Origin of the sequence: Pseudomonas sp. PvP028 (assembly GCF_017832255.1) — a bacterium.
In the GTDB taxonomy this organism is placed as follows: Bacteria; Pseudomonadota; Gammaproteobacteria; order Pseudomonadales; family Pseudomonadaceae; genus Aquipseudomonas; species Aquipseudomonas syringae.
The window spans coordinates 4,016,026-4,042,290 of the sequence record NZ_JAFIBL010000001.1; the positions used below are offsets into that span (position 1 = coordinate 4,016,026).

Below are 26,265 nucleotides of genomic sequence, written 5' to 3' on the forward strand. Positions count from 1 at the left end.
GAACGCGATACGAATGCAACGAATCGGGCCGGCAAGGCTCATATCCGTAAGCAATACATTCAGGACGCTCCGCACGCGGGGCGTCTCAGGTCGCCGATTCGAGAGGAAGACTGAACGCTATGACGATACCGGACAAGCAGTACGTGGAATGGCTGGTCGAGCAATCGATGCTGAACGCCGCAAGACAGCGCGCCAAGACCTATTCGGGGCAGGGCAGGCTCTGGCAGCGTCCTTTCGCCCTTGCACGTCCCAGAGACGCCTCCGCTATCGCCTCGGTCTGGTTTACCGCCTACCCGGCCTCCATCGTCACCCGCGAAGGCGGCTCGGTGCTCGAAGCGCTGGGTGATGAGACCCTCTGGCATGCACTGTCGGAAATCGGCATTCAGGGCATTCACAACGGGCCGCTGAAGCTTTCCGGCGGCTTGCAGGGCCGCGAGCGCACGCCAAGTATCGATGGCAACTTCGACCGCATCAGTTTCGGCATCGACCCGGACCTGGGTACCGAGGCGCAGTTGTTGAGCCTGACGCGCATTGCCGCAGCGCACAACGCGGTGATCATCGACGACATCATCCCGTCGCACACCGGCAAGGGCGCTGACTTCCGCCTGGCCGAGATGGCGTACGAGGATTACCCCGGTCTGTTCCACATGGTCGAGATCCGTGAGGAAGACTGGCAACTGTTGCCTGAAGTGCCTGCGGGCCGCGATGCGGTCAACCTGATGCCCGATGTGGTGGATCAGCTGCGCGACAAGCATTACATCGTCGGCCAGTTGCAGCGGGTAATTTTCTTCGAGCCCGGGGTCAAGGAAACCGACTGGAGCGCCACTGACGTGGTACAGGGCGTTGATGGCAAGGCCCGCCGTTGGGTTTACCTGCATTATTTCAAGGACGGCCAGCCCTCCCTGAACTGGCTGGACCCCAGCTTTGCCGCGCAGCAGATGATCATCGGTGACGCGCTGCACGCCATCGATGTCATGGGCGCCCGCGTATTGCGTCTGGACGCCAACGGCTTCCTTGGTGTCGAGCGTCGCGCCGAGGGTACCGCCTGGTCGGAAAGCCATCCGCTGTCGATCACCGGCAACCAGCTTTTGGCCGGTGCGATCCGCAAGGCGGGCGGCTTCAGCTTCCAGGAGCTGAACCTGACCATCGATGACATTGCCTCCATGGGGCAGGGTGGCGCGGATCTGTCCTACGACTTCATTACCCGGCCGGCCTATCAGCACGCGCTGCTGACCGGCACCACCGAGTTCCTGCGCCTGATGCTGCGTCAGGTACATGCCTATGGCATCGATCCGGCGTCGTTGATCCATGCCTTGCAGAACCACGATGAACTGACCCTGGAACTGGTGCACTTCTGGACGCTGCACGCCCACGATACTTTCCATTACCAAGGCCAGACGTTCCCGGGCAACATCCTGCGCGAGCACATCCGTGAGGAGATGTACGAAAAGCTGTCCGGCGAACATGCGCCGTACAACCTCAAGTTCGTCACCAACGGCGTCTCTTGCACCACGGCGAGCATCATCACTGCAGCGCTGGGCATTCGTGACCTGAACACCATCACCGATGCCGACATTCAGCAGATCCAGCACATTCACCTGCTGCTGGTGATGTACAACGCCATGCAGCCGGGCGTGTTTGCTCTGTCGGGTTGGGACCTTGTGGGTGCCCTGACACTGCCGGCCGAGCAGGTCGACCATCTGATGCAGGATGGCGACACGCGCTGGGTTCACCGCGGTGCTTACGATCTGGTCGATCTGGACCCGGAAGCCGAGTTTTCTGCGGGTGACATGCCGCGTCCCAAGACGCTGTACGGCAGCCTGGTCACTCAGCTCCAGCGTCCCGATTCGTTTGCCTCGCAGCTCAAGAAGATTCTCGCTGTGCGCCGCGCTTATGACATCGCCGCAAGCCGTCAGATTCTGATTCCGGATGTCGAGCATCCAGGGCTGCTGGTCATGGTCCATGAATTGCCGGCCGGCAAGGGCACACAGATCACTGCGCTCAATTTCAGCGCGGAGACCATCGTCGAAACGCTGCAACTGCCCGGTATCGCGCCGGGTCCGGTGGTCGACATCATCAACGAGCGTGTTGAAGGCGATCTGACCGAGCAGGGCGAGTTCACTATCACCCTGGACGCCTACGAAGGGCTGGCCCTACGCGTGGTCAGCGCCTTGCCACTGTAAGGTGTAACGCGCAGCGGGATCGGCTGCGCGTTACCGCTGAGTCAGGCTGCTCAGGGCTGATGCTTTTTCAGGCGATAGGCAAACTGGGCGCGGCTCAGGCCCAGCAAGCGCGAGGCGGCCGCCAGGTTGCCTTCGCTCTTGTCCAGCGCCTCCTGGATCAGGCGCTGTTCGAGGCCGTCGATGGAGAACGCCTGATCCGGCTGATTCAGGGAGTCCAGCAGCGAGGCAGCAGGTGCCTGCTGTCCGGCAGGAGCCGATGCCTGACGCAGTGCTCCATGGTGATTCAGCGAGTAGGCGTCCCGCGGTAACGATTCGTTGCGGAAAATATGCACCAGGTCGATGGCCTGGCCTTCATCGCTGGCGATCAGGCCGCGCTCGATCAGGTTCTGCAATTCGCGTACATTCCCGGCAAAGTCATAACCCAGCAGGGTTTTCAGCGCGCGCATGGTCAATCCGGCCGGCGTCCTGCCGTACTCCTGACAGAAGCGCTTGAGAAAGAAATTGATCAGCAACGGGATGTCATCGCGGCGCTCGCGCAATGGCGGCAGGGTGATCGGGTAGACGTTGAGGCGATAGAACAGGTCTTCACGGAAATCGCCAGCGGCCACCGCCTTGCGCAGATCGACGTTGGTCGCCGCCACCACTCGAACGTTGACCTTGATGCCGTGTACACCCCCGACGCGCTCGATCTCCCGTTCCTGCAAGGCGCGCAGCAGCTTGCTTTGCCCGGCAAGGCTTAGCGAGGTGATCTCATCGAGAAACAGCGTGCCACCGTTGGCGCGCTCGAAACGCCCGGGTCTGGAGTGCGTGGCCCCGGTATAAGCCCCTCGCTCGACGCCGAACAGTTCGGCCTCGATGAGGTTGTCGGGGATGGCTGCGCAGTTGAGCGCCACGAACGGGCCTTCGCGATTGCGGCTGAGCTGGTGTAACTGGCGGGCGAACATTTCCTTGCCGACTCCGGACTCACCGCTGATCAATACGGTTGCCGGGGTCATCGCCACTCGTTGCAACGCCTGGCTGGCCGCATTGAAGGCAGCACTTGCGCCGACCAGTGGCTGGTCAGTGGCGGTCGGCGGGCTTGCCTCATAGCTCGCTGCTGGCGTCGGGGCGCTGTGCACTGGAGCAGGTGAGTTGACCGCTCTCAGGTAGCTCAGGTCGCGTTCGACATCGCCCCATTGTTCCGAGGTTTTGCCGACCACACGGCAGTTTGCATGCCCCATGCCCCGGCATTCGACTTCGCGGAAAACCACCATCTGTCCGAACAGGCCGCTGACAAACCCGGTGGCGTAGCCGATTTCGGTCCAGCACACCGGGTCCTGGCCGATACCATAGGCTGCGACATGCTCGTCGGCTTCGCACGAGTGATGCCAGAGAAACTCCCCCTCGTAGAACCCTGACTCGGCGTCGAATTTGAAGTGCAACGGTTCGACCTTGGTCATGCCTTCCAGGGTATGCAAGTGCGTACCGGCCCGAAACGCCGAAGAGGCGTCAGCCTGTGGCCAGCGTTCGCGAATCAATCGGGCGTCACGCGCGCCAGACAGATACCCGGCACGGGTGAACATCCCGCGTGCCTGCTCCTGGCCCAGCCGCTCGATGATCTCGCGGCGCAGGGTGCCGAACGATGAGGTGTGCAGCAGCAACATGCGCTGGTCGTTGAGCCAGATGCGCCCGTCGTCAGGCGAGAAGAACAGGCAACTGGTCAATTCCTCGGCGGTTGGCGAGCCGCCTGCGTGCGTTTGACTGCTGTCGCCGCGAGGCGAGAAATGCTCGGTGGGAACGCTGTGATCGGGCAGCTCGCAGTGAGGGTTGTTCATGGGTATACCTCGGCCGGGCGATGGTCGAAATGATCAAATCGAGTCTTGATTAATAAACATAACTTCATCAAATGAACAAGCGCGTCCGCGTAGAGTTTCCGAGTGAGGGGCACGACGTTTCAGCAAGGTCGTCGCAAACCCTCGTTCCAAAGCGGTTGAGTGATGACATGATGGTCGGATTACAATCCCGGCACAGGCTTTGCTCTGACGTATGTACGGCGCATGCTTCCCACGACAAAAGGGGCAGGCGATTACAACCATAAAAGCCGGAGTCTTAATATGTCAGCGTCTGATGGCACCCCCCTGTTGCAACGCGCGATTGAAGCCGAATGCGTTTTCAATGGCGACTGGATTCCTTCCTCTTCTCCTTCATTGCCCGTCATCGAGCCTGCGACCGGCGAGCTGCTGATGAACACTGCCATGGCCGATGCTGCGGACATTGCCGTTGCCTGCCGTGAGGCCGCGCTGGCTCAACCTGCCTGGGCGGCGCTGGGGCCGCGTGAAAAGGCCGACATATTTCTTCTGGCCGCCGATCATGCGGTCTGTGCGTTCGATGAACTGGCCCTGTATGTCGCCCGCGAGACCGGCGGCAGCTTGCAAAAGGGCCAGCACGAAGTGAACGAGACCATCGTGTTGTTGCGTCAGGCTGCGGGGATGCTGTCGCAGGCCCATGGTCATGGCCTGATACTGCCGAGTCAGGCAGGTCGTCTGTCCTATGCGCGGCGTGTTGCGCACGGTGTGGTGGGGGTGATATCGCCGTTCAATTTTCCTTTGGTACTGTCCCTGCGCTCGGTCGCTCCGGCGCTGGCTGCCGGCAATGCCGTGGTGCTCAAGCCCGATCCACAGACGCCGATCAGCGGCGGTTTCCTGATCGCCCGGCTGTTCGAGGAAGCCGGCCTGCCCAAGGGGCTGTTGCACGTGCTGCCGGGTTTGGTCGATGCCGGCGAGGCGTTGTGCCGCGACACCAACGTGCAGATGATCACCTTTACCGGCTCGACTGGCGCCGGACGCAAGGTTGCCGAGGCTGCGGGTCGCAATCTGAAGAAAGTGTCGCTGGAGCTGGGCGGCAAGAATCCACTGGTGATTCTTGAAGACGCCGACCTTGATCTGGCCGCCAGCAATGCGGCGTTTGGTGCCTGGCTGCACCAGGGGCAGATCTGCATGGCCACCGGGCTGATTCTGGTGCATGAGTCCATTGTCGCCGACCTGACCCGCAAGCTGGCGGACAAGGCGCGGGCGCTGACGGTGGGTAACGCGGCACGCGGTGAGGCTGCTCTGGGGCCGCTGATCAACAAACGGCAATTGCAGCACGTGCATCAGGTGGTCAGTGACAGCCTGCAGGCCGGCGCGCAACTGGAAACCGGTGGCGAGTATGAAGGCCTGTTCTATCGACCGACCGTGCTCAGCGGCGTGAAACCCGGCATGCGCGCATTCGACGAAGAGATATTTGGCCCGGTGGCGGTTGTGGTCAGTTTTTCCACGGACGAGGAAGCCATCGAGCTGGCCAATCGTTCCGAGTATGGCCTGGCGGCTGCGGTGATTTCCCCTGACATCGGCCGCGCGACGGCGCTTGGCGACCGACTCAGGTGCGGCATGCTGCACATCAACGATCAGACAGTGGCTGATGAGTGTGTCAACTCGTTCGGCGGGCGCGGTGCGTCTGGCAACGGCAGCAGCGCTGGCAGCCCCTCGGACTGGGATGAATACAGCCAATGGCAGTGGGTGACAGTTAAGAACCAGGCGCCGGCCTATCCATTCTGAGTCTGACTGATATTCCATGCTTCACTGCAACAAGTGATTTGATTCAACGGCAAAACGTGATCCAACAACAATAAGAGCGCGTGACTATGAACCTGAATAACAAAACACTGATCGTCACTGGCGTGTCATCCGGCATCGGCGCTGAGCTGGCACGTGTGGCGCGCTTCCAGGGTGCCCGAGTGATCGGCATCGATCGTCATGAACCGCAACTGACCGTGGACAGTTTCTTCCAGGCGGACCTCGCCGACCCAGGCAGTATCGACGCGTTGATCGAGCGTTTGCCCAAGCAGATCGACGGCCTGTGCAATATCGCCGGTGTACCCGGCACTGCCCCCGTTCAGGCGGTCGCCCAGGTCAATTACCTCGGGCTGCGTCACCTGACCCAACGCGTGTTGCCGCGCATCGTGTCGGGCGGCAGTATCGTCAACGTGGCGTCGATACTCGGTTCGCAGTGGCCGGAAAGGCTGGAGTTGCACAAGGCGCTGGCTGCCACCGAAAGCTACGGCGAAGGGCAGGAGTGGCTGGCGGCCAATCCGGTCGCCCATGAAACCTGCTACCAGTATTTCAAGGAAGCGCTGATCGTCTGGAGCTTCAAGCAGTCGCAGGAATGGTTTCGCGATCATTCGGTACGCGTCAACTGCGTCGCACCGGGGCCGGTGTTCACGCCGATTCTGGGAGACTTTGTCAGCATGGTTGGCCAAGAGCGGGTCGCCCGTGATGGCCTGCACATGAAGCGCCCTGCGCTGGCCGATGAGGTGGCCGAGGTGATTGCGTTTCTGTGTTCCGACGCCTCGCGCTGGATCAACGGTGTCAACTTGCCGGTGGATGGAGGGTTGGCCGCTTCCTACGTGTAATGGCTGCACGTGTTGCAACCCCGGCGACGCGTTCGTGGCGTCGGGGCTCTTGAAAACAACAACAATAAGTACAGGAATCACAAGATGCCCAAGTCAGTCTTGCGTACCGTTGCGACCGTATCATTCATCGCCTTGTCATCGACTGCATACGCCTATGACTTGCCCGGCCTCAATCTGGGCAACACCAGCTTCTACGACGGATCCCCGGCGCCTGCAGGCCCGGGCTGGTATCTGGAGGAGTATCTGAACTATGCCAAGGCCAATCGCTTCAATGACGTGAATGGCGACAAACTGCAACTTCCCAAACAGGATGTGGATGTCCTGGCGGTGACGACGCAGATCATCTACGTCGGTCAGCCAATGGCCAATGGTGCCATGCCGGGTATTACCGCAATCAATACGTCGCTGGCGCATGTCGACGTGGATGACGGTCTGGGCAACACCGCCCTGAGTTCGCGCGCCGGTTTCGGCGATTTGGTCATCGGCCCGTTTCTGCAGCTGCCGACGATCACCCGTGCCGATGGCAGCCCGCTGCTGACTCAGCGTATCGAGGCGGACATTGCGATTCCGGTCGGCGCCTACGATCGCAATCGCTCGATCAACCCCGGCAGCAATTTCTGGTCGTTCAACCCGTACTACGCCGCGACTTACTGGTTCTCGCCGAAATGGTCGGCCAGCGGGCGTTTCATGTATTTGTGGAACGGCAAGAATGATGACCCGCAAGCCGGGTTCGGCAATGTTTCCGACACGCAGGCAGGGCAGGCCCTGCACGCCAACCTGACGTTGCAGTACGCGGTTAACGAACAACTTTCGCTGGGGCTCAACGGTTACTGGCTCAAGCAGTTCACGGATACCCAGGTGGACGGCCATGATGTGAGTGGTCGCAAGGAAAAGGTCTGGGCCATTGGCCCCGGCTTCCTGTATGCCTTCAACAAGGAGAACGTGCTGACGGTCAATAGCTACTTCGAACAGGGCGCGGAAAACCGCACCGAAGGCAACAAGGTGGTGCTGAATTTTCTGCACAAGCTGTAAGGCATGAGATTGTTTTGACTATCGTTCCAACGCTCCGCGTTGGAATGCAGTTCGTGACGCTCTGCGTCACACCTCTCAGATGCGGCGCAACAGCATGACTTGCCGTTAGCCGCTGCCATAGAAGCGCTTTTCGATCGCGATGGCGCTGACGACGCAGATTGCGACGTAAGTGACGGCTGAGTCCTGGCGCTGATCCGGGGGTAGCCTGGCAGGACGCCAGGCTAGACGCACCGGGCCATGGATGGCCCGTTGCGGCGACCCCCGGATCAGTGTCAGGACGAAGGAACCCGACGAAGTCGGGCCGGAAGCGGAGCCAGGGGGTTTGGTTACTTTGGCCCCATCAAAGTAACTCGCCGAGGGGCGAAAAGGTGACCTGAGTCGAACCCCAATCCACCTGACAAAGAACAACCGCTGTGTGACGCGTAGCGTCACACACTGCATTCCCACGTGCTGCGCTCACTGCGATCCGCATAGCTCACAAAGACGTTAGTCCAAACGCTCTATTTCTGGAGGCTGTACCGACCTCTTCGCGAGCAAGCTCGCTCCCACACGACTTGTGCATAACTGTGGGTGCAGAGCGTGGGGACGATGGCATAGCGTCTGATCAGCTCGACTCTGCAGCCTTGAGCTCACGCTTCTCGACGGTGATTGATCTGGACAGCACGGTGATCGCCGCCAGTGCCGCAATCACCAGGCCTGGCGAGGTGGCCAGCAGTACGCCGGCGGTTCCGGCGCCAGCGCCCAGCAGTTGCCCGGCCGCCAGGGGGCCGGCGACCGAACCGAGACGGCCGATGGCCACTGCAGCTCCCACACCGGTGGCGCGTACCGAGGTCGGGTAGGAGGGTGGGGCCAGCGCATACAGCACCAACTGCGCGGCAATGACAAATACCCCGGCTGCAAACCCGGCAATGGCCATCGGGACGATACCAACCGACAAACCCACACCGGCCAGCGCCGCGAGCAAACCGGCATAGACGAACAGCACGACCTTGATGCCATTACAGCGATCGAGCAACAGCCCGCCCAACAGCGATCCCAGTGCGCCGCCGATGTTGAACAACATCTGCACCATGCCCGCCTGCGGCTTGCTGAAACCCTGACCGATCAGCAGTGAAGGCAGCCAGTTGAGGAGCATGTACATCACGGTCAGGGTAAAGAAGTAACCGAGCCACAAGGCCAGCGTCGTGCGCGCCCGGCCTTCGCCGAACAACGCAGTGGCGCTTGAATGCCGAACGCTGCCAGCGCTGGTCTGCTGTTTGAAAGCGCTGGACTCGGGCAGCAACAGGATCATCAGCGGAACCACCAGCAGCGGCACCAGACCACCGATGATGAACGTGGTCTGCCAGTGCTCGCTGGTGAACATGGCCACGACCGCCGCCAGGGCACCACCCAATGGCACTCCTGCGTACATGATGCTGATGGCCAGCCCGCGGTGACGTTCGCTGACGGCTTCGGCGCACAATGCAATCAGGTTGGGCAGCGCTGCCCCCAGACCCAGGCCGGTCATGAAGCGCACCAGCAGCAGGCCGGAAAAGCTCTCGACATACGCAGTGCTCAGCGAAAAGACCCCGAACAGCAGTACTGCGCTCACGAGGATCTTCTTGCGGCCGATGCGATCGGCAATCCACCCGCCAAAGAACGCGCCAGGCAGCAGCCCAATGATCCCTGCGCTGAACACCCAGCCCATCATTTTCGGATCAAGGGCGAAGGTCTGACGCAACCCGGCGGCCGCCGTTCCGGCAGCTTGCAGGTCGAAACCTTCGATGAGCGCAACGATAAAACACAAGACAATGGTCAGCGTCGATCGACGTAACGGACTGTTCATGGCAAGCCTCATTGTTGTTTTTGTTGTGGAGAAAAGCCTGTTCCCTAGCGCCAGTCGAGGCGTTGTGACAGGTAGTTATCAAGGTAACAAAAATAACTAAAAATTGAATCTGGTCGAAATACTCGCAAAAAACAGATCTTAGTCTTTTAAAAACATTAAGTTAGAAGATGAATGTCGAGCGACCGATAAAGTAGTTAATGATATTAATGTTCGATTATCGATCACTTTGGATTGACGTGGCTGCGGAATCTTTCAATTCTCTGCTCACGGAACTGCAATCAAGCGCCGGACCGACTCCAAAAACAACAACAATAAGTGGACACCGAACATGTCAAAGCTCGCTCATGATGCAGCAAGCGCTGTGTCAGCTCCCTTTTTTCGTGGAAAACATTGTGGCCTCGCGCTGGGCCTGCTGGGTATCAGTGCCATCCCCGACCCTGCACAGGCGCAGGGCTTTCTGGATGACAGCCATGGCACCCTGACCCTGCGCAACTATTATATGGACCGCGATTACAAGGATGATGGCGCCAAGACAGCAACTCGGGAGTGGGCGCAGGGCTTCATCATGAATGCGGAATCCGGCTTTACCCAGGGGCCGGTGGGGTTCGGCCTGGACGCCCGGGCGCTGGTCGGCGTGAAGCTGGATTCTTCGCCAGACCGCAGCGGCACCGAGCTGTTGCCGGTATCTGCCAGTGATGGCCGTGCGGCCGACGAGTATTCGCGGCTGGCCCTGACCGGCAAGCTGAAATTCCATGAAACCACGGTCAAGACCGGTGATGTGTCGATTTTCCTGCCGTTCGCTTTCGCCAGTCCCTCGCGACTGTTACCGCAGACCTTTCGTGGCACCACGCTGACTTCCAGGGACATCGATGACCTGACCCTCAACGCGGGCTACATCGACCGGGTCAACAAGCGTGACTCCAGCAACTACCAGGCCATCAGCATCGCTTCACCGAACCGCCGTTTCAATGGGGCGGCAACGTCGTCGCATATGGCTTATGCCGGTGGCGATTATCAGGTCGACAAGGACCTGAGCCTGCGTGCGTATCATGCCGAAGTAGACGATCTCTATACCCAGAACACCTTGGCCCTGCTGCACAAGCTGGCGATTGGCGACGGCGTGCTGAGCACCGATCTGCGCAGCTTTTTCAGCCGCGATACCGGCAGCGCGAAAGCTGGCGAAGTCGACAACCAGAACCTGTCCGCGCTGCTTGGCTACAAGTGGGGAGGGCACAGCGTGAGCCTTGGCTACATGCATTCCAGTGGCGACACGGCGACGCCTTATGTCTCGGGCACCGAACTGATGGGGTTGAGCGAGATGACCATGAGCTCGGACTTCCTCAACGCCAAAGAGCGCACCTGGCAAGCCATCTACGACTATGACTTCACCGCCGTCGGGCTGGTCGGGTTGCGCAGCCGCCTGCGTTATGTGCGCGGCGACAACATTGAGCTGGCCGCTTTCAATGCCGATGATCGCAAGGAGCGTGAGTTTCAGATGGAGCTGGGCTACGTTGTGCAAAGCGGTCCGCTAAAGAACGTCGGGCTGCTGGCGCGCAAGTCGATCTATCGCAACGACTTCCCGGCAGGTGCAGCGTTTCGGGACGAGAACCAGACACGCTTTATCGTGCAATACAGCTTGCCGCTCTGGTAGCGCCCCCCGCCTTGACGGCAGGGAAGCCGTTTAGGATTGATACACTTTTTTCAGCAACCTGAGCAGGTCCTGACGTTCCTTTTGATCCAGCGCTGCGGTGGATTCGAGGTCGCTGTCTACGGCGATCTGTTTCAGCTCGCGCAGCAGTGTTTCGCCGCTTTTGCTGAGAAAGATGCCGTACGAGCGTTTGTCCGGCTTGCAACGTACCCGGACGGCCAGCGCGCGTTCTTCGAGCTTGTTGAGTAATGGAACGACCTGAGGCGGTTCGATCGCCAGTGCTTTGGCCAGGTCTGCCTGCATGAGCCCCGGGTTCTGCTCGATGATCGCCAGGGCCGAGAACTGCGCCGGGCGCAGGTCGTGTGTGGAAAGACGTCCGATCAGGTTCTGGAACAGCTTGAGCTGCGCACGGCGCATGGCATAACCGATCAGATCATCCAGCGCAGAATCCGTTGGTAAAGGTGCCTCGGCAGCCTGTACGGGAGCCTGGCAAACGTCGGCGATGTCAGATGGCTTGGCCATTGAAAATGCGGTCCTTATGGTTTGATGGGTCAATCAGCCGATCAGTTTGCCGAGGTTGGCGAATGATAGCTATGGGGTGTTACTTCACTGTGACCCACGGGTTCGGACGGAGTGCCGAGATTTTGATTAATGTGGATAACAGTTAATTGACATAACTATATTTGCGGTTTAGCTTTGAGTCATCTTCAAGCCAAGAACAAGAGAGCATCGCCATGAGCAAATATGAAGGCCGCTGGTCAACCATCAAGGTCGAGATCGAGCAAGGTATCGCATGGGTCATCCTCAATCGGCCGGAAAAACGCAACGCGATGAGCCCGACCTTGAACCGCGAAATGATCGATGTGCTGGAAACCCTCGAGCAGGATCCCGATGCGGGCGTTCTGGTGCTGACTGGTGCGGGCGAGGCGTGGACCGCTGGCATGGACCTCAAGGAGTACTTCCGCGAGGTAGATGCCGGACCGGAAATTCTTCAGGAAAAAATCCGTCGCGAAGCCTCCCAGTGGCAGTGGAAGATGTTGCGCATGTACGCCAAGCCGACCATCGCCATGGTCAACGGCTGGTGCTTCGGTGGTGGTTTCAGCCCGCTGGTGGCCTGTGATCTGGCGATCTGCGCTGATGAAGCGACCTTCGGCCTTTCGGAAATCAACTGGGGTATTCCGCCCGGCAACCTGGTGAGCAAGGCTATGGCTGACACCGTGGGCCACCGCCAGTCGCTGTACTACATCATGACCGGCAAAACCTTCAACGGTCAGAAGGCCGCTGAAATGGGCCTCGTCAATGAAAGCGTGCCGCTGGCGCAACTGCGTCAGGTGACCATCGATCTGGCCAACAATCTGCTGGAAAAAAATCCGGTGGTACTGCGCGCCGCCAAGCACGGCTTCAAACGCTGCCGCGAACTGACCTGGGAGCAGAACGAAGACTACCTGTACGCCAAACTCGACCAGTCACGTCTGCTGGACAAGGAAGGCGGGCGCGAGCAGGGCATGAAGCAGTTCCTCGATGACAAGAGCATCAAGCCTGGTCTGGAAGCGTACAAACGCTAGTCTGATATCCAGACGTTTCGAGCCAAGTCTGTAGTTCCTGATAAAGACAATGACAATAAAGAGGAATCACCATGCTGGACGTGCCCCTGCTGATCGGCGGCCAGTCGTGCCCCGCGAGTGACGGACGTACATTTGAACGCTGCAACCCGGTGACTGGCGAGGTGGTTTCGCGGGTGGCCGCAGCGACTCTGGAAGATGCCGATGCGGCGGTCGCAGCCGCTCAGGCTGCATTCCCCGGTTGGGCGGCGATGGTGCCCGGCGAGCGTCGGGCGCGTCTGCTCGAAGCTGCCGCGCAGTTGCAGGCTCGCAGCGCTGAATTCATTGCCGCTGCCGGCGAAACCGGAGCAATGGCCAACTGGTACGGCTTCAACGTACAGCTGGCCGCCAACATGCTGCGCGAAGCGGCATCCATGACGACGCAGATTACCGGCGATGTCATCCCCTCCAATGTTCCCGGCAATTTTGCCATGGCGCTGCGCCAGCCCTGCGGTGTGGTCCTCGGTATCGCGCCGTGGAATGCGCCGGTGATTCTTGCCACGCGTGCTATCGCCATGCCACTCGCCTGTGGGAATACCGTGGTGCTCAAGGCTTCGGAGCTCAGCCCAGCCGTGCATCGGCTGATCGGCCAGGTGCTGCAGGATGCCGGGCTGGGTGACGGTGTGGTGAACGTGATCAGCAACGCGCCGGCCGATGCGCCGGCGATTGTCGAGCGCCTGATTGCCAACCCGGCAGTACGGCGGGTCAATTTCACCGGTTCCACTCATGTAGGCCGCATCGTCGGTGAACTGTCGGCGCGGTATCTGAAACCGGCACTGCTGGAACTGGGTGGCAAGGCACCGTTTCTGGTGCTCGACGACGCCGATCTCGACGCGGCAGTAGAGGCCGCCGCCTTTGGCGCTTATTTCAATCAGGGCCAGATCTGCATGTCCACCGAGCGGCTGATCGTGGATCACAAGGTCGCCGACGCCTTCGTTGCCAAGCTGACGACCAAGATCAAAACCTTGCGCGCCGGCAATCCGGATGACAGTGAATCGGTCCTCGGATCGCTGGTCGACGTGGGTGCCGGGACGCGCATCAAAGGCTTGATCGATGACGCCGTTGCGCTTGGCGCAACGCTGGTGATTGGCGGGCAGTTGCAGGGCAGCATTTTGCAACCGACGCTGCTCGACGGCGTGACAGACGCCATGCGCCTGTACCGCGAAGAGTCCTTCGGCCCGGTGGCCGTGGTGCTGCGCGGCGACGGTGACGAAGCGCTATTGCGACTGGCCAACGATTCGGAGTTCGGTCTCTCGGCGGCGATTTTCAGTCGTGATACCAGCCGGGCCCTGGCGCTGGCGCAACGGGTCGAGTCCGGGATCTGCCATATCAACGGCCCCACGGTTCACGACGAGGCGCAAATGCCCTTCGGCGGGGTGAAGTCCAGTGGCTATGGCAGTTTCGGCGGCAAGGCCTCGATCGAGCACTTTACCCAGTTGCGCTGGGTGACGTTGCAAAACGGGCCACGGCACTATCCCATTTGAACCACCCGATCTGAAACCTTCCAGGCCGGCGGTAACGCTCTTTTACACAAGACCGTGTCGCCGGTGACTCAGGCACAACAATAACAAGGCTGCAGCCTGGTGCTGCAACGCTTGGCCCGAACCGCTGCGTAGCGTTTGGCGCCTGCGTACCTTGATGGAGAGAACGCACGTGAGTTCCGATATCAGATCATCAACGCTGCAAAGTGAAGATAATGCACCGCGCTACCGTCAGGTCTCGATCGGCCACCCGCCCATCGAGGTGCGGGAAGAGCAGGGCGTTCTGCACATGCGTTCCCTGGAGCCCCTGGCACGATTGCCCGACCGGCTGCTTGACCGGCTGGTGCACTGGGCTCAGTTGCGTCCGCAACAGACCTTTATTGCCGCCCGCGACAGCCGTGGCGGCTGGCGCAAGGTCAGTTATGCCGAGATGCTGACGGATGTGCGCGCTATCGCGCAGAGCCTGCTGGCGTACGACCTTTCCGCCGATCGGCCGCTGGCGTTGCTGTCAGGTAACGACATCGAGCACTTGCAGCTTGCTCTGGGTGCCATGTACGCCGGCATTCCATACTGCCCGGTATCACCGGCGTATTCGGTCATGTCTCAGGATTTCGCCAAGTTACGCCACGTCTGCGACGTATTGCGGCCAGGATTGGTATTTGTCAGTGATGCCGCGCCGTTCCAGCGTGCCATCGATGCGATCATTCCTGCGGACACGCCCGTCATCACTGTACGCGGACAGCTCAATGGCCGGCCTCATCTGAGCTTCTCCAGCCTGCTCGAAGAGCCGGGTGGCAGCGAGGCCGATGCCGCTTTCCTGGCCAGCGGCCCTAACACCATCGCCAAGTTTTTGTTCACCTCGGGCTCGACCAAACTGCCCAAGGCGGTGGTGACTACCCAACGCATGCTGTGTGCCAATCAACAGATGCTGCTGCAGACGTTCCCGGTGTTCGGCGAAGAACCGCCCGTGCTGGTCGACTGGCTGCCCTGGAATCACACCTTCGGCGGCAGTCACAACATCGGTATCGTGCTGTACAACGGTGGCACGTTCTATCTGGACAACGGCAAGCCCACCGCACAAGGCTTCGCCGAGACTTTGCGCAACCTCAAGGAAATTTCGCCTACCGCCTACCTGACTGTGCCCAAGGGTTGGGAGGAGCTGGTCAACGCACTGGAGCAGGACGCCGAGCTGCGCGAGCGATTCTTCTCGCGCATCAAGCTGTTCTTCTTCGCCGCTGCCGGCCTGTCGCAAAGCATCTGGGATCGTCTTGACCGGGTGGCCGAGCAGCATTGCGGCGAGCGGATTCGCATGATGGCCGGGCTGGGCATGACCGAGGCTGCGCCGTCCTGCACCTTTACTACCGGGCCCTTGTCGATGGCCGGGTACATCGGCCTGCCGGCACCGGGATGCGAAGTGTGTCTGGTGCCGGTGGATGGCAAGCTCGAAGGGCGGTTTCGTGGTCCGCACATCATGCCGGGCTACTGGCGCTCGCCGCAGCAGACGGCCGAAGTGTTCGACGAGAACGGCTTCTATTGCTCCGGCGATGCAATCAAGCTTGCCGATCCTGCGGCACCCGAACTGGGCCTGATGTTCGACGGGCGTCTGGCCGAGGATTTCAAGCTGTCGTCGGGCGTATTCGTCAGCGTCGGACCGATGCGCAACCGCGCGGTGCTGGAAGGCTCGCCGTACGTGCAGGATGTGGTCATCACTGCGCCTGACCGCGAATGCCTCGGGGCGCTGGTGTTTCCCAGGGTGCACGAGTGTCGGCAACTGGCCGGGCTGGATGCACAGGCCACGGATGCACAGGTACTGGCCAGTGCGCCGGTACGCGAATGGTTCGCCGACTGGCTGGCGCGCCTGAATCAGGGCGCGAACGGCAACGCCAGCCGGCTGGAGTGGATCGTGCTGCTTGATCAGCCCGCTTCCATTGATCGCGGCGAAATCACCGACAAGGGGTCGATCAACCAGCGTGCCGTCCTGCAGTGGCGCGCAGACAAGGTCGAAGCGCTGTACCGTGATCAGGACCCGGACAAGCTCAGTGCAGCACCTAAGGCATGAGTGGCGGCGGGCAGTATTCGGCATTCAGCGACGTGGCCATCTTCGATGCGGTGCGCACGCCCTGGGTGGATCTGGGCGGCGCTCTGGCGGCTGTCTCGCCCATCGACCTGGGTATCAAGGTCGGCCGCGAGGTGTTGGCACGCGCCGCCATCGAGCCGGATCAGATCGACAGCGTACTGGCCGGTTCGATGGCGCAGGCCAGTTTCGATGCGTACCTGCTGCCCCGGCATATCGGCCTTTACAGCGGCGTCGCGCAAAGCGTTCCGGCACTGGGTGTGCAGCGCATCTGCGCCACCGGTTTCGAATTGTTGCGCCAGGCCGCCATGCACGTGGGCGAAGGCGGGCAGATGGCGCTGTGCGTCGCCGCCGAGTCCATGTCGCGCAACCCGATCGCGGCCTATACCCACCGCAATGGCTTCTCGCTCGGCGCCGCTGTGCAGTTCAAGGATTTTCTCTGGGAAGCGCTGTATGACCCTGCACCGGCGATGGACATGATCGCCACGGCAGACCACCTCGCCAAACGTCATGGGTTGAGCCGTGAAGCAGTGGACCGCTATGCCTTGCTCAGCCATGAGCGGGCGCTGCAGTCGCAGGTTTCCGGCAAATGGACCGAGGAAATTGTCCCGGTCAGCAGCGAGCGCTTTGCGCTGGAAGGCTATCAGCCGCGCGGCATCGAGTTGCCGCGAGGGGTTGAAGTGGTGACGCAGGACAGCCATCCGCGTGCGACCCATCTGGCAGCGCTGTCGCGTCTGCGCGCCATTCACGCTAACGGGGTGCAGACCGCAGGCAATAGCTGTGCGGTGGTCGATGGCGCTGCGGCGGCCTTGGTGGGGCGTGCTGCGCAATCGACGAGTCCGGTGTTGGCGCATCTGCTGGCTAGCGCGGTGACGGGTGTCGCGCCAGAGTTCATGGGTATTGGCCCCGCACCTGCGATCCGCTTGCTGTTGCAGCGCAGCGGGCTGGCACTGAGGGATATCGGTCGACTGGAAATCAATGAAGCGCAGGCCGCTCAGGTTCTGGCAGTGGCACAAACGCTGGAGCTTGACCACGAGCGGCTCAACTGCCTGGGTGGATCACTGGGCCTGGGCCATCCATTGGCCGCCACCGGGCTGCGTCTGGTCATGACCCTGGCCCGTCAATTACGCGACACGGGCCTGCGCTACGGTATCGCTGCAGCCTGCGTCGGCGGCGGGCAGGGCATGGCGCTGCTGATCGAGAATCCCCACTATGCGTCCGAGCGTGTCTAGCCAGGAACATACCCGCAAATGCGACATTTTCCTGCTTTAAACGCTACGCCTCACGCAGGTCATCCTTTAGCGCTTGACCGAATCGTAGCGAACAGTGAATCTCGCACCTCTCGACCCCACGGAACCCCGTCTATGCGTGCCCTCGCTGAGCTTTCTTTCGATTTCGTCTGGCATTTGATGTTCACGGATGACAAGCAGCTCGACCAGGATCTGGCGGTGCGCTCGCTGGAAAATCTTTCCGATTACTTTTCGTTGATGTCCGACGAAGAGAAAAGGGCGTTCATCGCGGTGGCTCACGAACGCAAGGCGCGCCTTTTGGCTGTGCCCGATGCCGACGGCTACTCGCCGATACGTCTGGCCACCGAAGAGCAGGCGCAGTTTCTCGATCATGTGGTGTCCGGGCAGTTCTTCCAGCAGTTCGAGGGGCCCCTGGCGGCGGATGCAAGCGACCGCGTGGTGCCGATTCGCCGCTGAGCGGACCCACGCCGCCCGGTTATTGCTCGACGGCTTCCGGCAGCCTGGCGATGACCTTGATCTCGAAATCAAAGCCATACAGCCAGGTTACACCGACGCCGGTCAGGGTCGGATGCGGCGCGTCGCCCCAGAACTCTGGGATCACCTTCCATATCCGCTCGAACCTTGCCTCGGGATCGACAATGAACACCGTCACGTCGACCACATCGTCGAACGTGCAGCCGGCCGCCAGCAGGATGGCATTCAGGTTGTTGAACGCCAGGCGCACCTGCTTTTCCAGATCCGGCTCGGGTGAGCCGTCTTCGCGACTGCCGACTTGTCCGGACACGAACAGAAAACCATTGGAGCGTAGGGCGGGCGAATAGCGATTGCGCTCGTAAAGCGCCTGCCGGCCAGCCGGGAAAACGACGTCACGTTGGGTCATGGGTGTCTCCATCAAAACTTGGGTACGAAAGCTGAAATCAGCGTTGAAGCCAGACTAGGGACTTGCGTCTGTGCGATAAACCAGCAACCGTACTCAGCACTGTTTGGGAAACCCAAACAATCGACAGGCTGATGAGGCATGACAGGCGGGGCGAGGATGGATCGTTTCGACGCAATGCAAGCGTTTGCCCGCGTGGTGGAAACCGGCAGTTTCACCAAGGCCGCGGCTACGCTGCACATGAGCAAGACCAGCGTGACGCAACTGGTGCAGCAACTGGAGGCCCGTTTGCGGGTCAAGCTTCTCAATCGCACCACGCGCCGGGTCAACGTGACTGCCGACGGTGCGGTGTTTTACGAGCGCGTGGTCAGGCTGCTGGCCGACATGGATGACGCCGAGACCAGCCTGTCCAGTGCAGCGTCGCTGCCCAGAGGACGATTGCGCGTGGACGTGCCCAGCCCGCTGGCCAGCATGCTGCTGATGCCCGCCTTGCCAGGCTTTCATGCGCGTTATCCGGACATTCAGATCGATATGGGCGTCAGCGACCGTATGGTCGATCTGATTGGCGAGAACGTCGACTGCGTGGTGCGGGGTGGCGAGATAGCCGATCAGTCGCTGATGGCACGGCGGGTGGGCGACCTGCAACTGGGCGTTTACGCCGCGCCGGACTACCTGCAGCGAATGGGCACGCCTGTTCATCCGCAAGAGCTCGAAGACTCGGCCCATCGCATCGTCGGCTATCTGTGGGCGCGCACCGGCAAGGCGCTGCCCTATGCCATGCAACGCAACGGGGAAAAGCTCCATGTGCAGGGGCGTTATACGCTGGCAGTGGATGATGGCAATGCCTACGTTGCCGCAGGTTTGGCCGGAATGGGCATTCTCTGGCTGCCGGACTATATGGCCAAGCCGTATCGGGAGCGCGGAGCCCTTGTCCCGTTGTTCGAAGACTGGCAGCTGGACAGCATGCCGATGTACGTGGCCTTCCCGCCGAACCGTCACATCAGCATCAAGGTCCGCGTGTTTATCGACTGGATCACCGAGCTGATGGCCGAGCATGCACCTGTCACTCGGCCACCGGCACACCCTGCGCAATAGTGCGCTGCAGGTTCAACGCCGTGCCGACAGTTGCTGCGGGGCCAGAAATGCGTCATGAAAATAGTTGCGGAAGGCCTGCATGGCCGGGCTCAATTCACGTTCGCGGTGCCAGGCCAGGCCGACGCTCATGGGCGTTACTGTATCGGTGACGGTGATCGTTTCGATACGCTTGCCTTCCAGCGACCAGGGGCGATGCACCAGATCGGAAAGGATCGCCACGCCGCTGCCGTTGGCGACCATGCTGCGCACCGCTTCCACCGAACTGGTGCGGATTCTGACGTTGGGCTGTTGCCCGGCCAGTTCCCAGTAGCGCATGGCGCTTTGTTCGGCTTCGTCGACGGTCAACAGGATATAGGGCTCCTGCGCGACGTCGGCGAGGCTGACAGAGGCGCGTTGGCATAGCGGGTGATGGCTGGACAGCCACAGGCGGCGCTCGGAGTTGAACAACGTTTCCGAGATGATATCCGGGTGAGTGATGTTTGCCGTCAGCACCACCGCCATGTCGAAGCGACCTTGCAGCAGGCCTTGTTCGATGGCTTGTCGTTCCTGCTCATGCACCTCGATGGCGACGTCCGGGTGCCAGTGTTCCAGGCGCTGCAAATGATGCGGCAGGAAGTAGCCGATGACCGTGTAGCTGGCGGCCAGGCGCAATACGCCGCTGGCGCGGATATCGGGCAGCGGGCTGTTCAGCGCATCATCAACGCTGCGCAGGATGACGTAAGCCCTGTTGAGAAAGTGGCGGCCTGCTTCAGTCAGGCTCATGCCCTGCGCCGAGCGCTGAAACAACAGGGTGCCGAGCATGCTCTCCAGCTCCTTGATCGCCGTGGTGACCGCCGATTGGGAAATATTCAGGTGAATGGCCGCCTGCGAAATCTGCCCGATCTCGGCAGTTGCCACGAAATAACGGACCTGGCGCAGGGTCAGGGACATAAGCACTCCAGACAGAGTTTGTACTGAGCGGGGTATCTGTTTTTCAGAAGATAGCGTATCTGTTAATAGATCTACCCAAGGGGGGCGACTGAATTTAACGTGCTTTGCATGAAGCCGGATAGCCCTTTGTCCGGACAGCCACAGGAGCAACAGCCATGCAGGTGGATTTCAACTCGGACATGGGTGAAAGCTTTGGCGCGTGGACTATTGGTGACGGCGTCGATACTGAATTGATGACCTTTATCAGCTCCGCCAATGTTGCGACCGGTTTTCACGCAGGTGACCCTGGCACCATGCGCCGCACGATCGAGCAGGCGAAACGCCTGGGCGTTGCCATCGGCGCACACCCGGGGTTTCGCGATCTGGTCGGCTTTGGCCGCCGTCATATCAACTCGACGCCCCAGGAGCTGGTCGACGACATGCTCTACCAACTGGGCGCCCTGCGCGAGCTGGCGCGGGTTCAGGGCGTGGCCTTGCAGCATTTCAAACCACACGGCGCCTTGTACATGCACCTGGCCAGGGACGAAGCCGCAGCCCGCCTGCTGGTGGAAAACCTGCAGCGCCTGGAGCCTGATTTGCTGCTTTACTGCATGCCCGGTTCGGTTATCTGCAAGATCGCCGAGGAGCTGGGCCAGCCGGTGATCCGCGAGTTCTACGCTGATCGCGCTTACGACCTCAGCGGCTCCATCGTCTTCACCCGTCACGTACGTGCCCTGGACCCGACCGAAGTCGCAGCCCGTGTGGTGCGCGCGTGCCTGCAAGGTCTGGTGCGTACTGTCGAGGGTGAGGACCTGAGCATCGAATTCGATTCGATCTGCCTGCACAGCGACACGCCGGGTGCGCTGGACCTTGCAGAAGCGACACGCCTGGCGCTCGACGCTGCGGGCATCAAGGTGCGTGCACCGCGTTGAGTCCAAGGTATCGTGTGCACAGACGCACGAGCCGTGTTACTGATTTTTTGCCTGCCGTTCTACAACGATTTCAAGAAAGGAACAGACATGGCTGATCCGATTCGCTACAGCTTTGGCGCTGATGAACATCTGTTCGCCGAGGTCAGTGACAGTATGTCGCTGGAAGCATTTTTCAAGGGACTGGCGGTGACCCGTGCGGTCGAGCGTCTGGCGCTGGACGGTGTGCTGGACGTGTGCCTGGCCAACGCGTCATTCCAGATTCGTTTTGACCCGGACCGTATCGCACCGCACGTCTTACTCGAAGCGGTAAGGGCGGCCGAGGCCGGTGCGGTCGCCGAACGTACCCTGCAGACCCGGATCATCGAAATCCCGGTGCTGTACAACGATCCATGGACCCACGAAACCCTGATGCGTTTTCGTGACCGTCATCAGGACCCCGGTTCCACCGACCTGGAATACGCTGCACGCATCAATAACCTGGCGGATGTCGATGCCTTCATCGCCGCGCACAGCGGTGCACCGTGGTTCGTTTCGATGGTCGGTTTTGTCGCCGGTCTGCCGTTCATGTTCCAGATGGTGGAGCGCGAGCGTCAGCTGCAAGTGCCCAAATACCTGCGTCCGCGCACCGATACGCCCAAGCACACACTCGGTCACGGCGGCTGCTTCGGCTGCATCTATTCGGTACGCGGAGCGGGCGGTTATCAGATGTTTGGCGTCACTCCCGCGCCGATCTATGACCCGCAGCAGAAGCTGGCCTACCTGAAAGAGCACATGGTGTTCTTCCGGCCGGGCGATATCGTCCAGTTCAAACCGCTTGACCGGCAAGCCTATGACGAGGCTGTCGCAGAGGTGGAAGCGGGGCGCTTCGACCTGCTCATCCGCCCGGTCGAGTTTTCACTGGATGCCTTTCTGGCCGATCCGGTGGGCTATCCCAAGTCGTTGCAGGAGGTGCTGGCATGATCAAGGTGCTCAAACCCGGTCTGGCCACCTCGGTTCAGGACCTCGGCCGCGAGGGCTATTACCACTTGGGCATTCCGCCCTCCGGTGCGCTCGATCAGTATGCCCTCAGCGCCGCCAATCAGTTGGTCGGCAATCCACCCGGCGCTGCGGCGCTTGAATGCACACTGCTGGGGCCGGAACTGGAGTTCCAGTGCGATACATTGGCTGCAGTCTGCGGCGCGCACATGGCGGCGCGTCTCGACGGCGTGGAAATGCACCACGACACCGCCTTTGCGGTGAAGGCCGGGCAAGTGCTGCGTTTCGACTTCCCCAAGGACGGTGCGCGTACCTATCTGGCCGTCGCCGGCGGCATTGATGTGCCGCTGGTGCTGGGCAGCCGTTCGACGTACACGCTGGGTGCGCTTGGCGGTTTTCAGGGTCGCCGACTGGCCGCTGATGACCTGTTGCCGATAGGCACACCCAGCGGCAAGGGACGTGCCGGGGCCAGCCTGCCGATGGCCTTGCGCCAATCGTTGGGCGGGGAAGTGTATCTGCGGGTGGTGCCGGGCCTGTATTACGAGCGCCTGACTGAATTTGCCGCCACCAGTTTTTTCTCCGAACCCTGGAGCGTAGGGTCGGAAGCCGACCGCATCGGTTATCGCTTCAAAGGGGGCAGGGCGCTGACTTTCCAGCCCAGGGAGCAGCCCTTCGGCGCCGGTTCCGATCCGTCCAATATCGTCGACAGCTGCTACCCGATCGGCTCGATTCAGGTGCCTGCCGGGCTGGAACCGATTGTGTTGCATCGTGATGCCGTGTCGGGCGGGGGCTACGCGATGATTGGCACGGTGATCAGCGCCGACCTGGACCTGATCGGTCAGATGCAACCCAATCAGACCGCCCGATTCGTGGCCGTCACGCTGGAGGAAGCGCTGGTGGCGCGCAAGTCCTACAAGAAGAAGCTGGCCTGCCTGAGCAAACTGTTTCCTTCCTGAGACGGTCAGTCGGTCTGTCCGGACTCCAGTTGTGCCCGCATCTTCGCGCGGCACACTTCGAGTATTTCGTCCGCCAGCGGCGAGTCATTCGGGCAACTGCGTGACAGCAGCAGCGCCCCCAGCGCATGGGCAAAGCGGTCGATGGTGTTTGCCCGCGCCTGTTTCCATTCTTCGTCGCCGGGCGCTGCCTGAGCGGGAGCAAGCGCTGCAAGCAGGCTTTCGATGCCGTCGGCGAAGGTCGCTTTGACCTCGTCCGACTGGCGTGCTGCATCGCCGCTCAGCGCTGCCATGGGGCAGCCCGTGCCAAGGTTGTCACGGTGCTCTCGGGACAGGTAGTAATCGATGAACTGCGCTGGATTGATGCCGGTCGAGTTGGCCACCGTCTGCGAGAAGGCGCAGGCCGCCGATTCGGCCATCAGGTCGGATTTTGAACCGAAATGCTTGTAGAACCCGCCGTGGGTAAAGCCTGCGGCAGCCATCAGATCGGCCACCCCGACACCGTCATAGCCATGCTCGCGAAACTGGACGGACGCCGTCTCGACGATGTGTGCCCGGTTGGCCTGGGCCTGCGCCTTGGTAACTCTCATGCAGGTTGCCTCTTTGCCTGTCTGGTGGTGGCCATCTCGGCCTGGAAGAGGGTGAATATAGCATTGATGCTGACCGTCATCAAAACCGCTGATCGTCAGGATGCTGGCTGCAGGAGATGGCTGGCAAGCAACACGGATCTTCGCCCTCGTGTTGAAAGTGTTAGCGTATTCCCCGCGTTTTTCTTTGAAACAAGAAAGTTCAGACTAGTCGTCAACCTGTTTATGGCACACAAAGCCCCCAATGCTGATGGGCAGTTAGCCCCTCAGGAGAGAGCACTATGCATCGAACGAAAATTTCCGCCGCAATTGCCATGATTTCTGCAGCCACACTCGCCACTTCGCTGGCCTACGGCGCGACCGCCATTCCATTGCCCGCCAGTGCGCCGGCTGACAAACCGATTGGCAAGCTCGAGCAGGTTCATGCCTTTTATGACGCGATGCCCACCGGTGTGGCAGTCACTGAAACCGGGCGAATTTTCGTCAATTTCCCGCGTTGGGGTGACAAGGTGCCGTTTACCGTGGGCGAGATTCGTGACGGCAAAGTGGTTGCCTACCCTGATCTGGCGGTCAACAAGGAGAACCCCAAAGACCCCGGCGACGGGCTGATCAGCGTGCAAAGCGTGGTCGCCGACGGCAAGGGGCGTGTCTGGCTTCTGGACACGGCCGCACCGGGCTTTGCGTCCCCGCGTCGAGGCGGCGCCAAACTGGTTGCGGTGGACCTGGCCAGCAACCGAATCGTCAAGCGCCTAGTGTTTCCGGATAACGTCATATTGCCCGGCACCTATGTCAACGACATGCGCTTTGACTTTCGCAAGGGAGCGGAGGGGACGGTCTATGTAACGGACTCATCCTTGAGCGGGCCGGGTGCGATCATTGTCATGGACATTGCCAGCGGTCACGCCGTGCGGCGCTTGAACGGGGCGCAGTCAACATCTGTCGATCCGGCTTTCGTACCCGTCGTCGAGGGCGTGGCCGTGCTGGGCGATGGCCCGAACGGAACGCGCAAACCGGTCGGCGTCGCCTCGGACGGCATTGCGTTGTCGGCGGACGGCAAGACACTGTATTTCTCGCCGTTGTCCAGCCGTCATCTGTATGCCGTGGCCACCGAGCTGTTGAACGACAGCAAGGTCAGTGAGCAGCAGTTGGCAGCGGCGGTGCAGGACCTTGGAGAAAAAGGCGCTTCGGATGGCCTGGAGGCCGATGCCAAAGGCGCGGTATACGCAGGTGACTACGAGCATAATTCGATTCGCAAACGCCTGCCGGATGGTACCTGGCAAACAGTGGCACACGATCCGCGCATGCTGTGGCCTGACACCTTGTCGATCGGCCCGGATGGCTACCTGTACTTCATCGTCAACCAATTGCACCGCCAGGCCAACTTCAACGCCGGCCACGACAAGCGGGAAAAACCCTACAGCCTGCTGCGTTTGAAAATAGACGCTGCGCCCGCACCTACCCACTGATCGAATCGAATACCGGAGCATCGAAAATGAACACACCTGCAAAGCCATTGGCCTTGATGGCAGTCCTGAAAGCCAGTGCCGGCAAAGAGTCGGCCCTGAAAACCGCATTATCGGCACTTGTGGAGCCGACCCGGGCGGAGCCAGGCAATATCGAGTACACACTGTTCGAAGCGCGCGATGAGCGCGGCACGTTCTACATGCGTGAATGCTTCAAGGATCAGGCAGCGCTGGACGCCCATGTCGCCACGCCGCACTACCAACAGTTCGCGGCAGTCAGCGGCGAGTTGCTGGCAGAGCCGCCGCAGCTGATATTTCTCGATCAGGTATCGAGCTGAGTGTGCGAAAGGGCCCGGTCAGTCCGGGCCCATCCGCAGAGAGTTGATCAGTTCTGCAAAAGGAGTGATACCGCACCGGCCAGCGCAACCACCCATTGCATAGCCAGCAAGATCACCAATCCCTTCGGCGCCCGCCGAATGAACCAGTACACCGTATTGAGCACCGCCGATATCAGATTGGCGAACCACAGTGCGGCAGCCGCAAGCACTCGATTTATTTGAGGCCAGTCGCCGTCCAGATTCAGAAAAAAGATAGCGATACAAACGCCAATAGCCACAATGGCAATTGAGGCAAAGGCAATGTACCTGCTTAGGTAGAACGAGCTGAAGGGCATGCCCGTCTGGTTTTCCAATCCAGGGTAGGGTGCGGCAGGCATATCCATAAAGGCAGGGTGAATGGCTTTGTGAGGTGTCGCCTGGACGCCTGCGTGAGGCGCGGACGGTTCCGACTCAAGAAGACGGGTTTCAGGCTTTACTGAAGGTGGCGGACGGGCTTGATCAGATGCGTCATCCGGATGTGTACTGTTCATGGTGTTCGCTTCCTTTGCATGCTGCAGAGGTTATAACGAATGATTGGCGAATACGAGCCAGGGTAACCATGTCGGTTCGAACA

Annotated in this window: 23 protein-coding genes; 16 read left to right on the forward strand and 7 right to left on the reverse strand. The window is 60.7% G+C overall.

Annotated features, from left to right (window positions below):
• The first annotated feature begins 119 nt into the window (after nucleotides 1–119).
• On the forward strand, nucleotides 120–2,183 hold the full coding sequence (gene treS / locus JOE34_RS17860; RefSeq protein WP_110767341.1) for a maltose alpha-D-glucosyltransferase: 2,064 nt from the start codon (nucleotides 120–122) through the stop codon (nucleotides 2,181–2,183).
• Nucleotides 2,184–2,233: 50 nt separating this feature from the next.
• On the opposite strand, the gene JOE34_RS17865 is transcribed toward treS, so the two are convergent.
• Nucleotides 2,234–3,997 carry a sigma-54-dependent Fis family transcriptional regulator gene (locus JOE34_RS17865; RefSeq protein ID WP_209996266.1) on the reverse strand — a complete coding sequence of 588 codons (1,764 nt, stop codon included), beginning with the start codon at nucleotides 3,995–3,997 and terminating at the stop codon, nucleotides 2,234–2,236.
• A gap of 279 nt (nucleotides 3,998–4,276) precedes the next feature.
• Between JOE34_RS17865 and JOE34_RS17870 the strand changes: the two genes are divergently transcribed.
• From JOE34_RS17870 to JOE34_RS17880, 3 genes are all read left to right on the forward strand, one after another.
• Complete coding sequence (locus tag JOE34_RS17870; protein ID WP_024682651.1) at nucleotides 4,277–5,758, forward strand: benzaldehyde dehydrogenase; 1,482 nt, start codon at nucleotides 4,277–4,279, stop codon at nucleotides 5,756–5,758.
• 86 nt (nucleotides 5,759–5,844) lie between these two features.
• A complete protein-coding gene (locus JOE34_RS17875) occupies nucleotides 5,845–6,612 on the forward strand; it encodes a coniferyl-alcohol dehydrogenase (RefSeq protein ID WP_003426464.1) in 768 nt (255 codons plus the stop codon).
• A gap of 84 nt (nucleotides 6,613–6,696) precedes the next feature.
• Nucleotides 6,697–7,644, forward strand: coding sequence for a transporter (locus tag JOE34_RS17880; protein ID WP_003314856.1), 948 nt, complete (start codon nucleotides 6,697–6,699; stop codon nucleotides 7,642–7,644).
• 604 nt (nucleotides 7,645–8,248) lie between these two features.
• Here the strand turns inward: JOE34_RS17880 and mhpT are convergent.
• The gene (mhpT, locus tag JOE34_RS17885) at nucleotides 8,249–9,469 is read right to left on the reverse strand and encodes a 3-(3-hydroxy-phenyl)propionate transporter MhpT (RefSeq protein ID WP_046266270.1); all 1,221 of its coding nucleotides are present in this window, start codon (nucleotides 9,467–9,469) and stop codon (nucleotides 8,249–8,251) included.
• Nucleotides 9,470–9,797: 328 nt separating this feature from the next.
• Between mhpT and JOE34_RS17890 the strand changes: the two genes are divergently transcribed.
• Complete coding sequence (locus JOE34_RS17890; protein WP_209996268.1) at nucleotides 9,798–11,120, forward strand: OprD family porin; 1,323 nt, start codon at nucleotides 9,798–9,800, stop codon at nucleotides 11,118–11,120.
• Between the two features lie 30 nt (nucleotides 11,121–11,150).
• On the opposite strand, the gene JOE34_RS17895 is transcribed toward JOE34_RS17890, so the two are convergent.
• A complete protein-coding gene (locus JOE34_RS17895; protein WP_003314860.1) occupies nucleotides 11,151–11,639 on the reverse strand; it encodes a MarR family transcriptional regulator in 489 nt (162 codons plus the stop codon).
• Nucleotides 11,640–11,851: 212 nt separating this feature from the next.
• Between JOE34_RS17895 and JOE34_RS17900 the strand changes: the two genes are divergently transcribed.
• From JOE34_RS17900 to JOE34_RS17920, 5 genes are all read left to right on the forward strand, one after another.
• Nucleotides 11,852–12,682: a p-hydroxycinnamoyl CoA hydratase/lyase gene (locus JOE34_RS17900; RefSeq protein ID WP_003401024.1), complete on the forward strand. Its 831-nt coding sequence runs from the start codon at nucleotides 11,852–11,854 to the stop codon at nucleotides 12,680–12,682.
• 71 nt (nucleotides 12,683–12,753) lie between these two features.
• Nucleotides 12,754–14,202 (forward strand): aldehyde dehydrogenase, encoded by a 1,449-nt coding sequence (locus JOE34_RS17905; RefSeq protein WP_017279159.1) that lies wholly within the window; start codon nucleotides 12,754–12,756, stop codon nucleotides 14,200–14,202.
• A gap of 169 nt (nucleotides 14,203–14,371) precedes the next feature.
• Nucleotides 14,372–16,258 (forward strand): feruloyl-CoA synthase, encoded by a 1,887-nt coding sequence (locus JOE34_RS17910; RefSeq protein WP_024665387.1) that lies wholly within the window; start codon nucleotides 14,372–14,374, stop codon nucleotides 16,256–16,258.
• The gene (locus tag JOE34_RS17915) at nucleotides 16,255–17,505 is read left to right on the forward strand and encodes a thiolase family protein (protein WP_209996278.1); all 1,251 of its coding nucleotides are present in this window, start codon (nucleotides 16,255–16,257) and stop codon (nucleotides 17,503–17,505) included. The genes JOE34_RS17910 and JOE34_RS17915 overlap by 4 nt, the downstream gene beginning before the upstream one ends.
• A 132-nt stretch (nucleotides 17,506–17,637) precedes the next feature.
• Nucleotides 17,638–17,979 (forward strand): hypothetical protein, encoded by a 342-nt coding sequence (locus tag JOE34_RS17920; RefSeq protein WP_003394154.1) that lies wholly within the window; start codon nucleotides 17,638–17,640, stop codon nucleotides 17,977–17,979.
• Nucleotides 17,980–17,998: 19 nt separating this feature from the next.
• On the opposite strand, the gene JOE34_RS17925 is transcribed toward JOE34_RS17920, so the two are convergent.
• Nucleotides 17,999–18,403, reverse strand: a complete 405-nt coding sequence (locus tag JOE34_RS17925; RefSeq protein WP_003394156.1) for a RidA family protein — start codon at nucleotides 18,401–18,403, stop codon at nucleotides 17,999–18,001.
• Nucleotides 18,404–18,559: 156 nt separating this feature from the next.
• Between JOE34_RS17925 and JOE34_RS17930 the strand changes: the two genes are divergently transcribed.
• Nucleotides 18,560–19,495, forward strand: coding sequence for a LysR family transcriptional regulator (locus JOE34_RS17930; RefSeq protein ID WP_017279154.1), 936 nt, complete (start codon nucleotides 18,560–18,562; stop codon nucleotides 19,493–19,495).
• A 12-nt stretch (nucleotides 19,496–19,507) separates the two neighbouring features.
• On the opposite strand, the gene JOE34_RS17935 is transcribed toward JOE34_RS17930, so the two are convergent.
• Complete coding sequence (locus JOE34_RS17935) at nucleotides 19,508–20,425, reverse strand: LysR family transcriptional regulator (protein WP_003346362.1); 918 nt, start codon at nucleotides 20,423–20,425, stop codon at nucleotides 19,508–19,510.
• A 155-nt stretch (nucleotides 20,426–20,580) separates the two neighbouring features.
• Here JOE34_RS17935 and JOE34_RS17940 point away from each other — a divergent pair, with 155 nt between their 5' ends.
• From JOE34_RS17940 to JOE34_RS17950, 3 genes are all read left to right on the forward strand, one after another.
• The gene (locus JOE34_RS17940; protein WP_010404858.1) at nucleotides 20,581–21,336 is read left to right on the forward strand and encodes a 5-oxoprolinase subunit PxpA; all 756 of its coding nucleotides are present in this window, start codon (nucleotides 20,581–20,583) and stop codon (nucleotides 21,334–21,336) included.
• Nucleotides 21,337–21,423: 87 nt separating this feature from the next.
• Complete coding sequence (locus tag JOE34_RS17945; RefSeq protein ID WP_003344902.1) at nucleotides 21,424–22,296, forward strand: allophanate hydrolase subunit 1; 873 nt, start codon at nucleotides 21,424–21,426, stop codon at nucleotides 22,294–22,296.
• The gene (locus tag JOE34_RS17950) at nucleotides 22,293–23,267 is read left to right on the forward strand and encodes a biotin-dependent carboxyltransferase family protein (RefSeq protein WP_003394163.1); all 975 of its coding nucleotides are present in this window, start codon (nucleotides 22,293–22,295) and stop codon (nucleotides 23,265–23,267) included. Before JOE34_RS17945 ends, JOE34_RS17950 begins: the two co-directional genes overlap by 4 nt.
• 5 nt (nucleotides 23,268–23,272) lie before the next feature.
• On the opposite strand, the gene JOE34_RS17955 is transcribed toward JOE34_RS17950, so the two are convergent.
• Nucleotides 23,273–23,854 (reverse strand): TetR family transcriptional regulator, encoded by a 582-nt coding sequence (locus JOE34_RS17955; RefSeq protein ID WP_003394164.1) that lies wholly within the window; start codon nucleotides 23,852–23,854, stop codon nucleotides 23,273–23,275.
• Nucleotides 23,855–24,132: 278 nt separating this feature from the next.
• On the opposite strand from JOE34_RS17955, the gene JOE34_RS17960 reads away from it, so the two are divergent.
• Together JOE34_RS17960 and JOE34_RS17965 are read left to right on the forward strand one after the other, a co-directional pair.
• Nucleotides 24,133–25,317, forward strand: coding sequence for an L-dopachrome tautomerase-related protein (locus tag JOE34_RS17960; RefSeq protein WP_046266275.1), 1,185 nt, complete (start codon nucleotides 24,133–24,135; stop codon nucleotides 25,315–25,317).
• A 26-nt stretch (nucleotides 25,318–25,343) separates the two neighbouring features.
• On the forward strand, nucleotides 25,344–25,652 hold the full coding sequence (locus tag JOE34_RS17965) for a putative quinol monooxygenase (protein WP_003344909.1): 309 nt from the start codon (nucleotides 25,344–25,346) through the stop codon (nucleotides 25,650–25,652).
• Nucleotides 25,653–25,699: 47 nt separating this feature from the next.
• Here the strand turns inward: JOE34_RS17965 and JOE34_RS17970 are convergent, their stop codons facing one another.
• Nucleotides 25,700–26,182: a hypothetical protein gene (locus tag JOE34_RS17970; RefSeq protein WP_046266276.1), complete on the reverse strand. Its 483-nt coding sequence runs from the start codon at nucleotides 26,180–26,182 to the stop codon at nucleotides 25,700–25,702.
• Nucleotides 26,183–26,265 lie beyond the last annotated feature (83 nt).

Excerpts from the sequence above, each read along its gene's own strand:
- JOE34_RS17865 (WP_209996266.1), bottom strand. The coding sequence starts at position 3,997 with ATGAACAACCCTCACTGCGAGCTGCCCGATCACAGCGTTCCCACCGAG.
- JOE34_RS17895 (WP_003314860.1), bottom strand. The coding sequence starts at position 11,639 with ATGGCCAAGCCATCTGACATCGCCGACGTTTGCCAGGCTCCCGTACAG.
- JOE34_RS17905 (WP_017279159.1), top strand. The coding sequence starts at position 12,754 with ATGCTGGACGTGCCCCTGCTGATCGGCGGCCAGTCGTGCCCCGCGAGT.
- JOE34_RS17930 (WP_017279154.1), top strand. The coding sequence starts at position 18,560 with ATGGATCGTTTCGACGCAATGCAAGCGTTTGCCCGCGTGGTGGAAACC.
- JOE34_RS17880 (WP_003314856.1), top strand. The coding sequence starts at position 6,697 with ATGCCCAAGTCAGTCTTGCGTACCGTTGCGACCGTATCATTCATCGCC.
- JOE34_RS17950 (WP_003394163.1), top strand. The coding sequence starts at position 22,293 with ATGATCAAGGTGCTCAAACCCGGTCTGGCCACCTCGGTTCAGGACCTC.
- JOE34_RS17955 (WP_003394164.1), bottom strand. The coding sequence starts at position 23,854 with ATGAGAGTTACCAAGGCGCAGGCCCAGGCCAACCGGGCACACATCGTC.
- JOE34_RS17940 (WP_010404858.1), top strand. The coding sequence starts at position 20,581 with ATGCAGGTGGATTTCAACTCGGACATGGGTGAAAGCTTTGGCGCGTGG.
- JOE34_RS17925 (WP_003394156.1), bottom strand. The coding sequence starts at position 18,403 with ATGACCCAACGTGACGTCGTTTTCCCGGCTGGCCGGCAGGCGCTTTAC.
- JOE34_RS17935 (WP_003346362.1), bottom strand. The coding sequence starts at position 20,425 with ATGTCCCTGACCCTGCGCCAGGTCCGTTATTTCGTGGCAACTGCCGAG.
- JOE34_RS17900 (WP_003401024.1), top strand. The coding sequence starts at position 11,852 with ATGAGCAAATATGAAGGCCGCTGGTCAACCATCAAGGTCGAGATCGAG.
- JOE34_RS17960 (WP_046266275.1), top strand. The coding sequence starts at position 24,133 with ATGCATCGAACGAAAATTTCCGCCGCAATTGCCATGATTTCTGCAGCC.
- JOE34_RS17890 (WP_209996268.1), top strand. The coding sequence starts at position 9,798 with ATGTCAAAGCTCGCTCATGATGCAGCAAGCGCTGTGTCAGCTCCCTTT.
- JOE34_RS17870 (WP_024682651.1), top strand. The coding sequence starts at position 4,277 with ATGTCAGCGTCTGATGGCACCCCCCTGTTGCAACGCGCGATTGAAGCC.
- JOE34_RS17945 (WP_003344902.1), top strand. The coding sequence starts at position 21,424 with ATGGCTGATCCGATTCGCTACAGCTTTGGCGCTGATGAACATCTGTTC.
- JOE34_RS17920 (WP_003394154.1), top strand. The coding sequence starts at position 17,638 with ATGCGTGCCCTCGCTGAGCTTTCTTTCGATTTCGTCTGGCATTTGATG.
- JOE34_RS17915 (WP_209996278.1), top strand. The coding sequence starts at position 16,255 with ATGAGTGGCGGCGGGCAGTATTCGGCATTCAGCGACGTGGCCATCTTC.
- mhpT (WP_046266270.1), bottom strand. The coding sequence starts at position 9,469 with ATGAACAGTCCGTTACGTCGATCGACGCTGACCATTGTCTTGTGTTTT.
- JOE34_RS17970 (WP_046266276.1), bottom strand. The coding sequence starts at position 26,182 with ATGAACAGTACACATCCGGATGACGCATCTGATCAAGCCCGTCCGCCA.
- JOE34_RS17965 (WP_003344909.1), top strand. The coding sequence starts at position 25,344 with ATGAACACACCTGCAAAGCCATTGGCCTTGATGGCAGTCCTGAAAGCC.
- treS (WP_110767341.1), top strand. The coding sequence starts at position 120 with ATGACGATACCGGACAAGCAGTACGTGGAATGGCTGGTCGAGCAATCG.
- JOE34_RS17875 (WP_003426464.1), top strand. The coding sequence starts at position 5,845 with ATGAACCTGAATAACAAAACACTGATCGTCACTGGCGTGTCATCCGGC.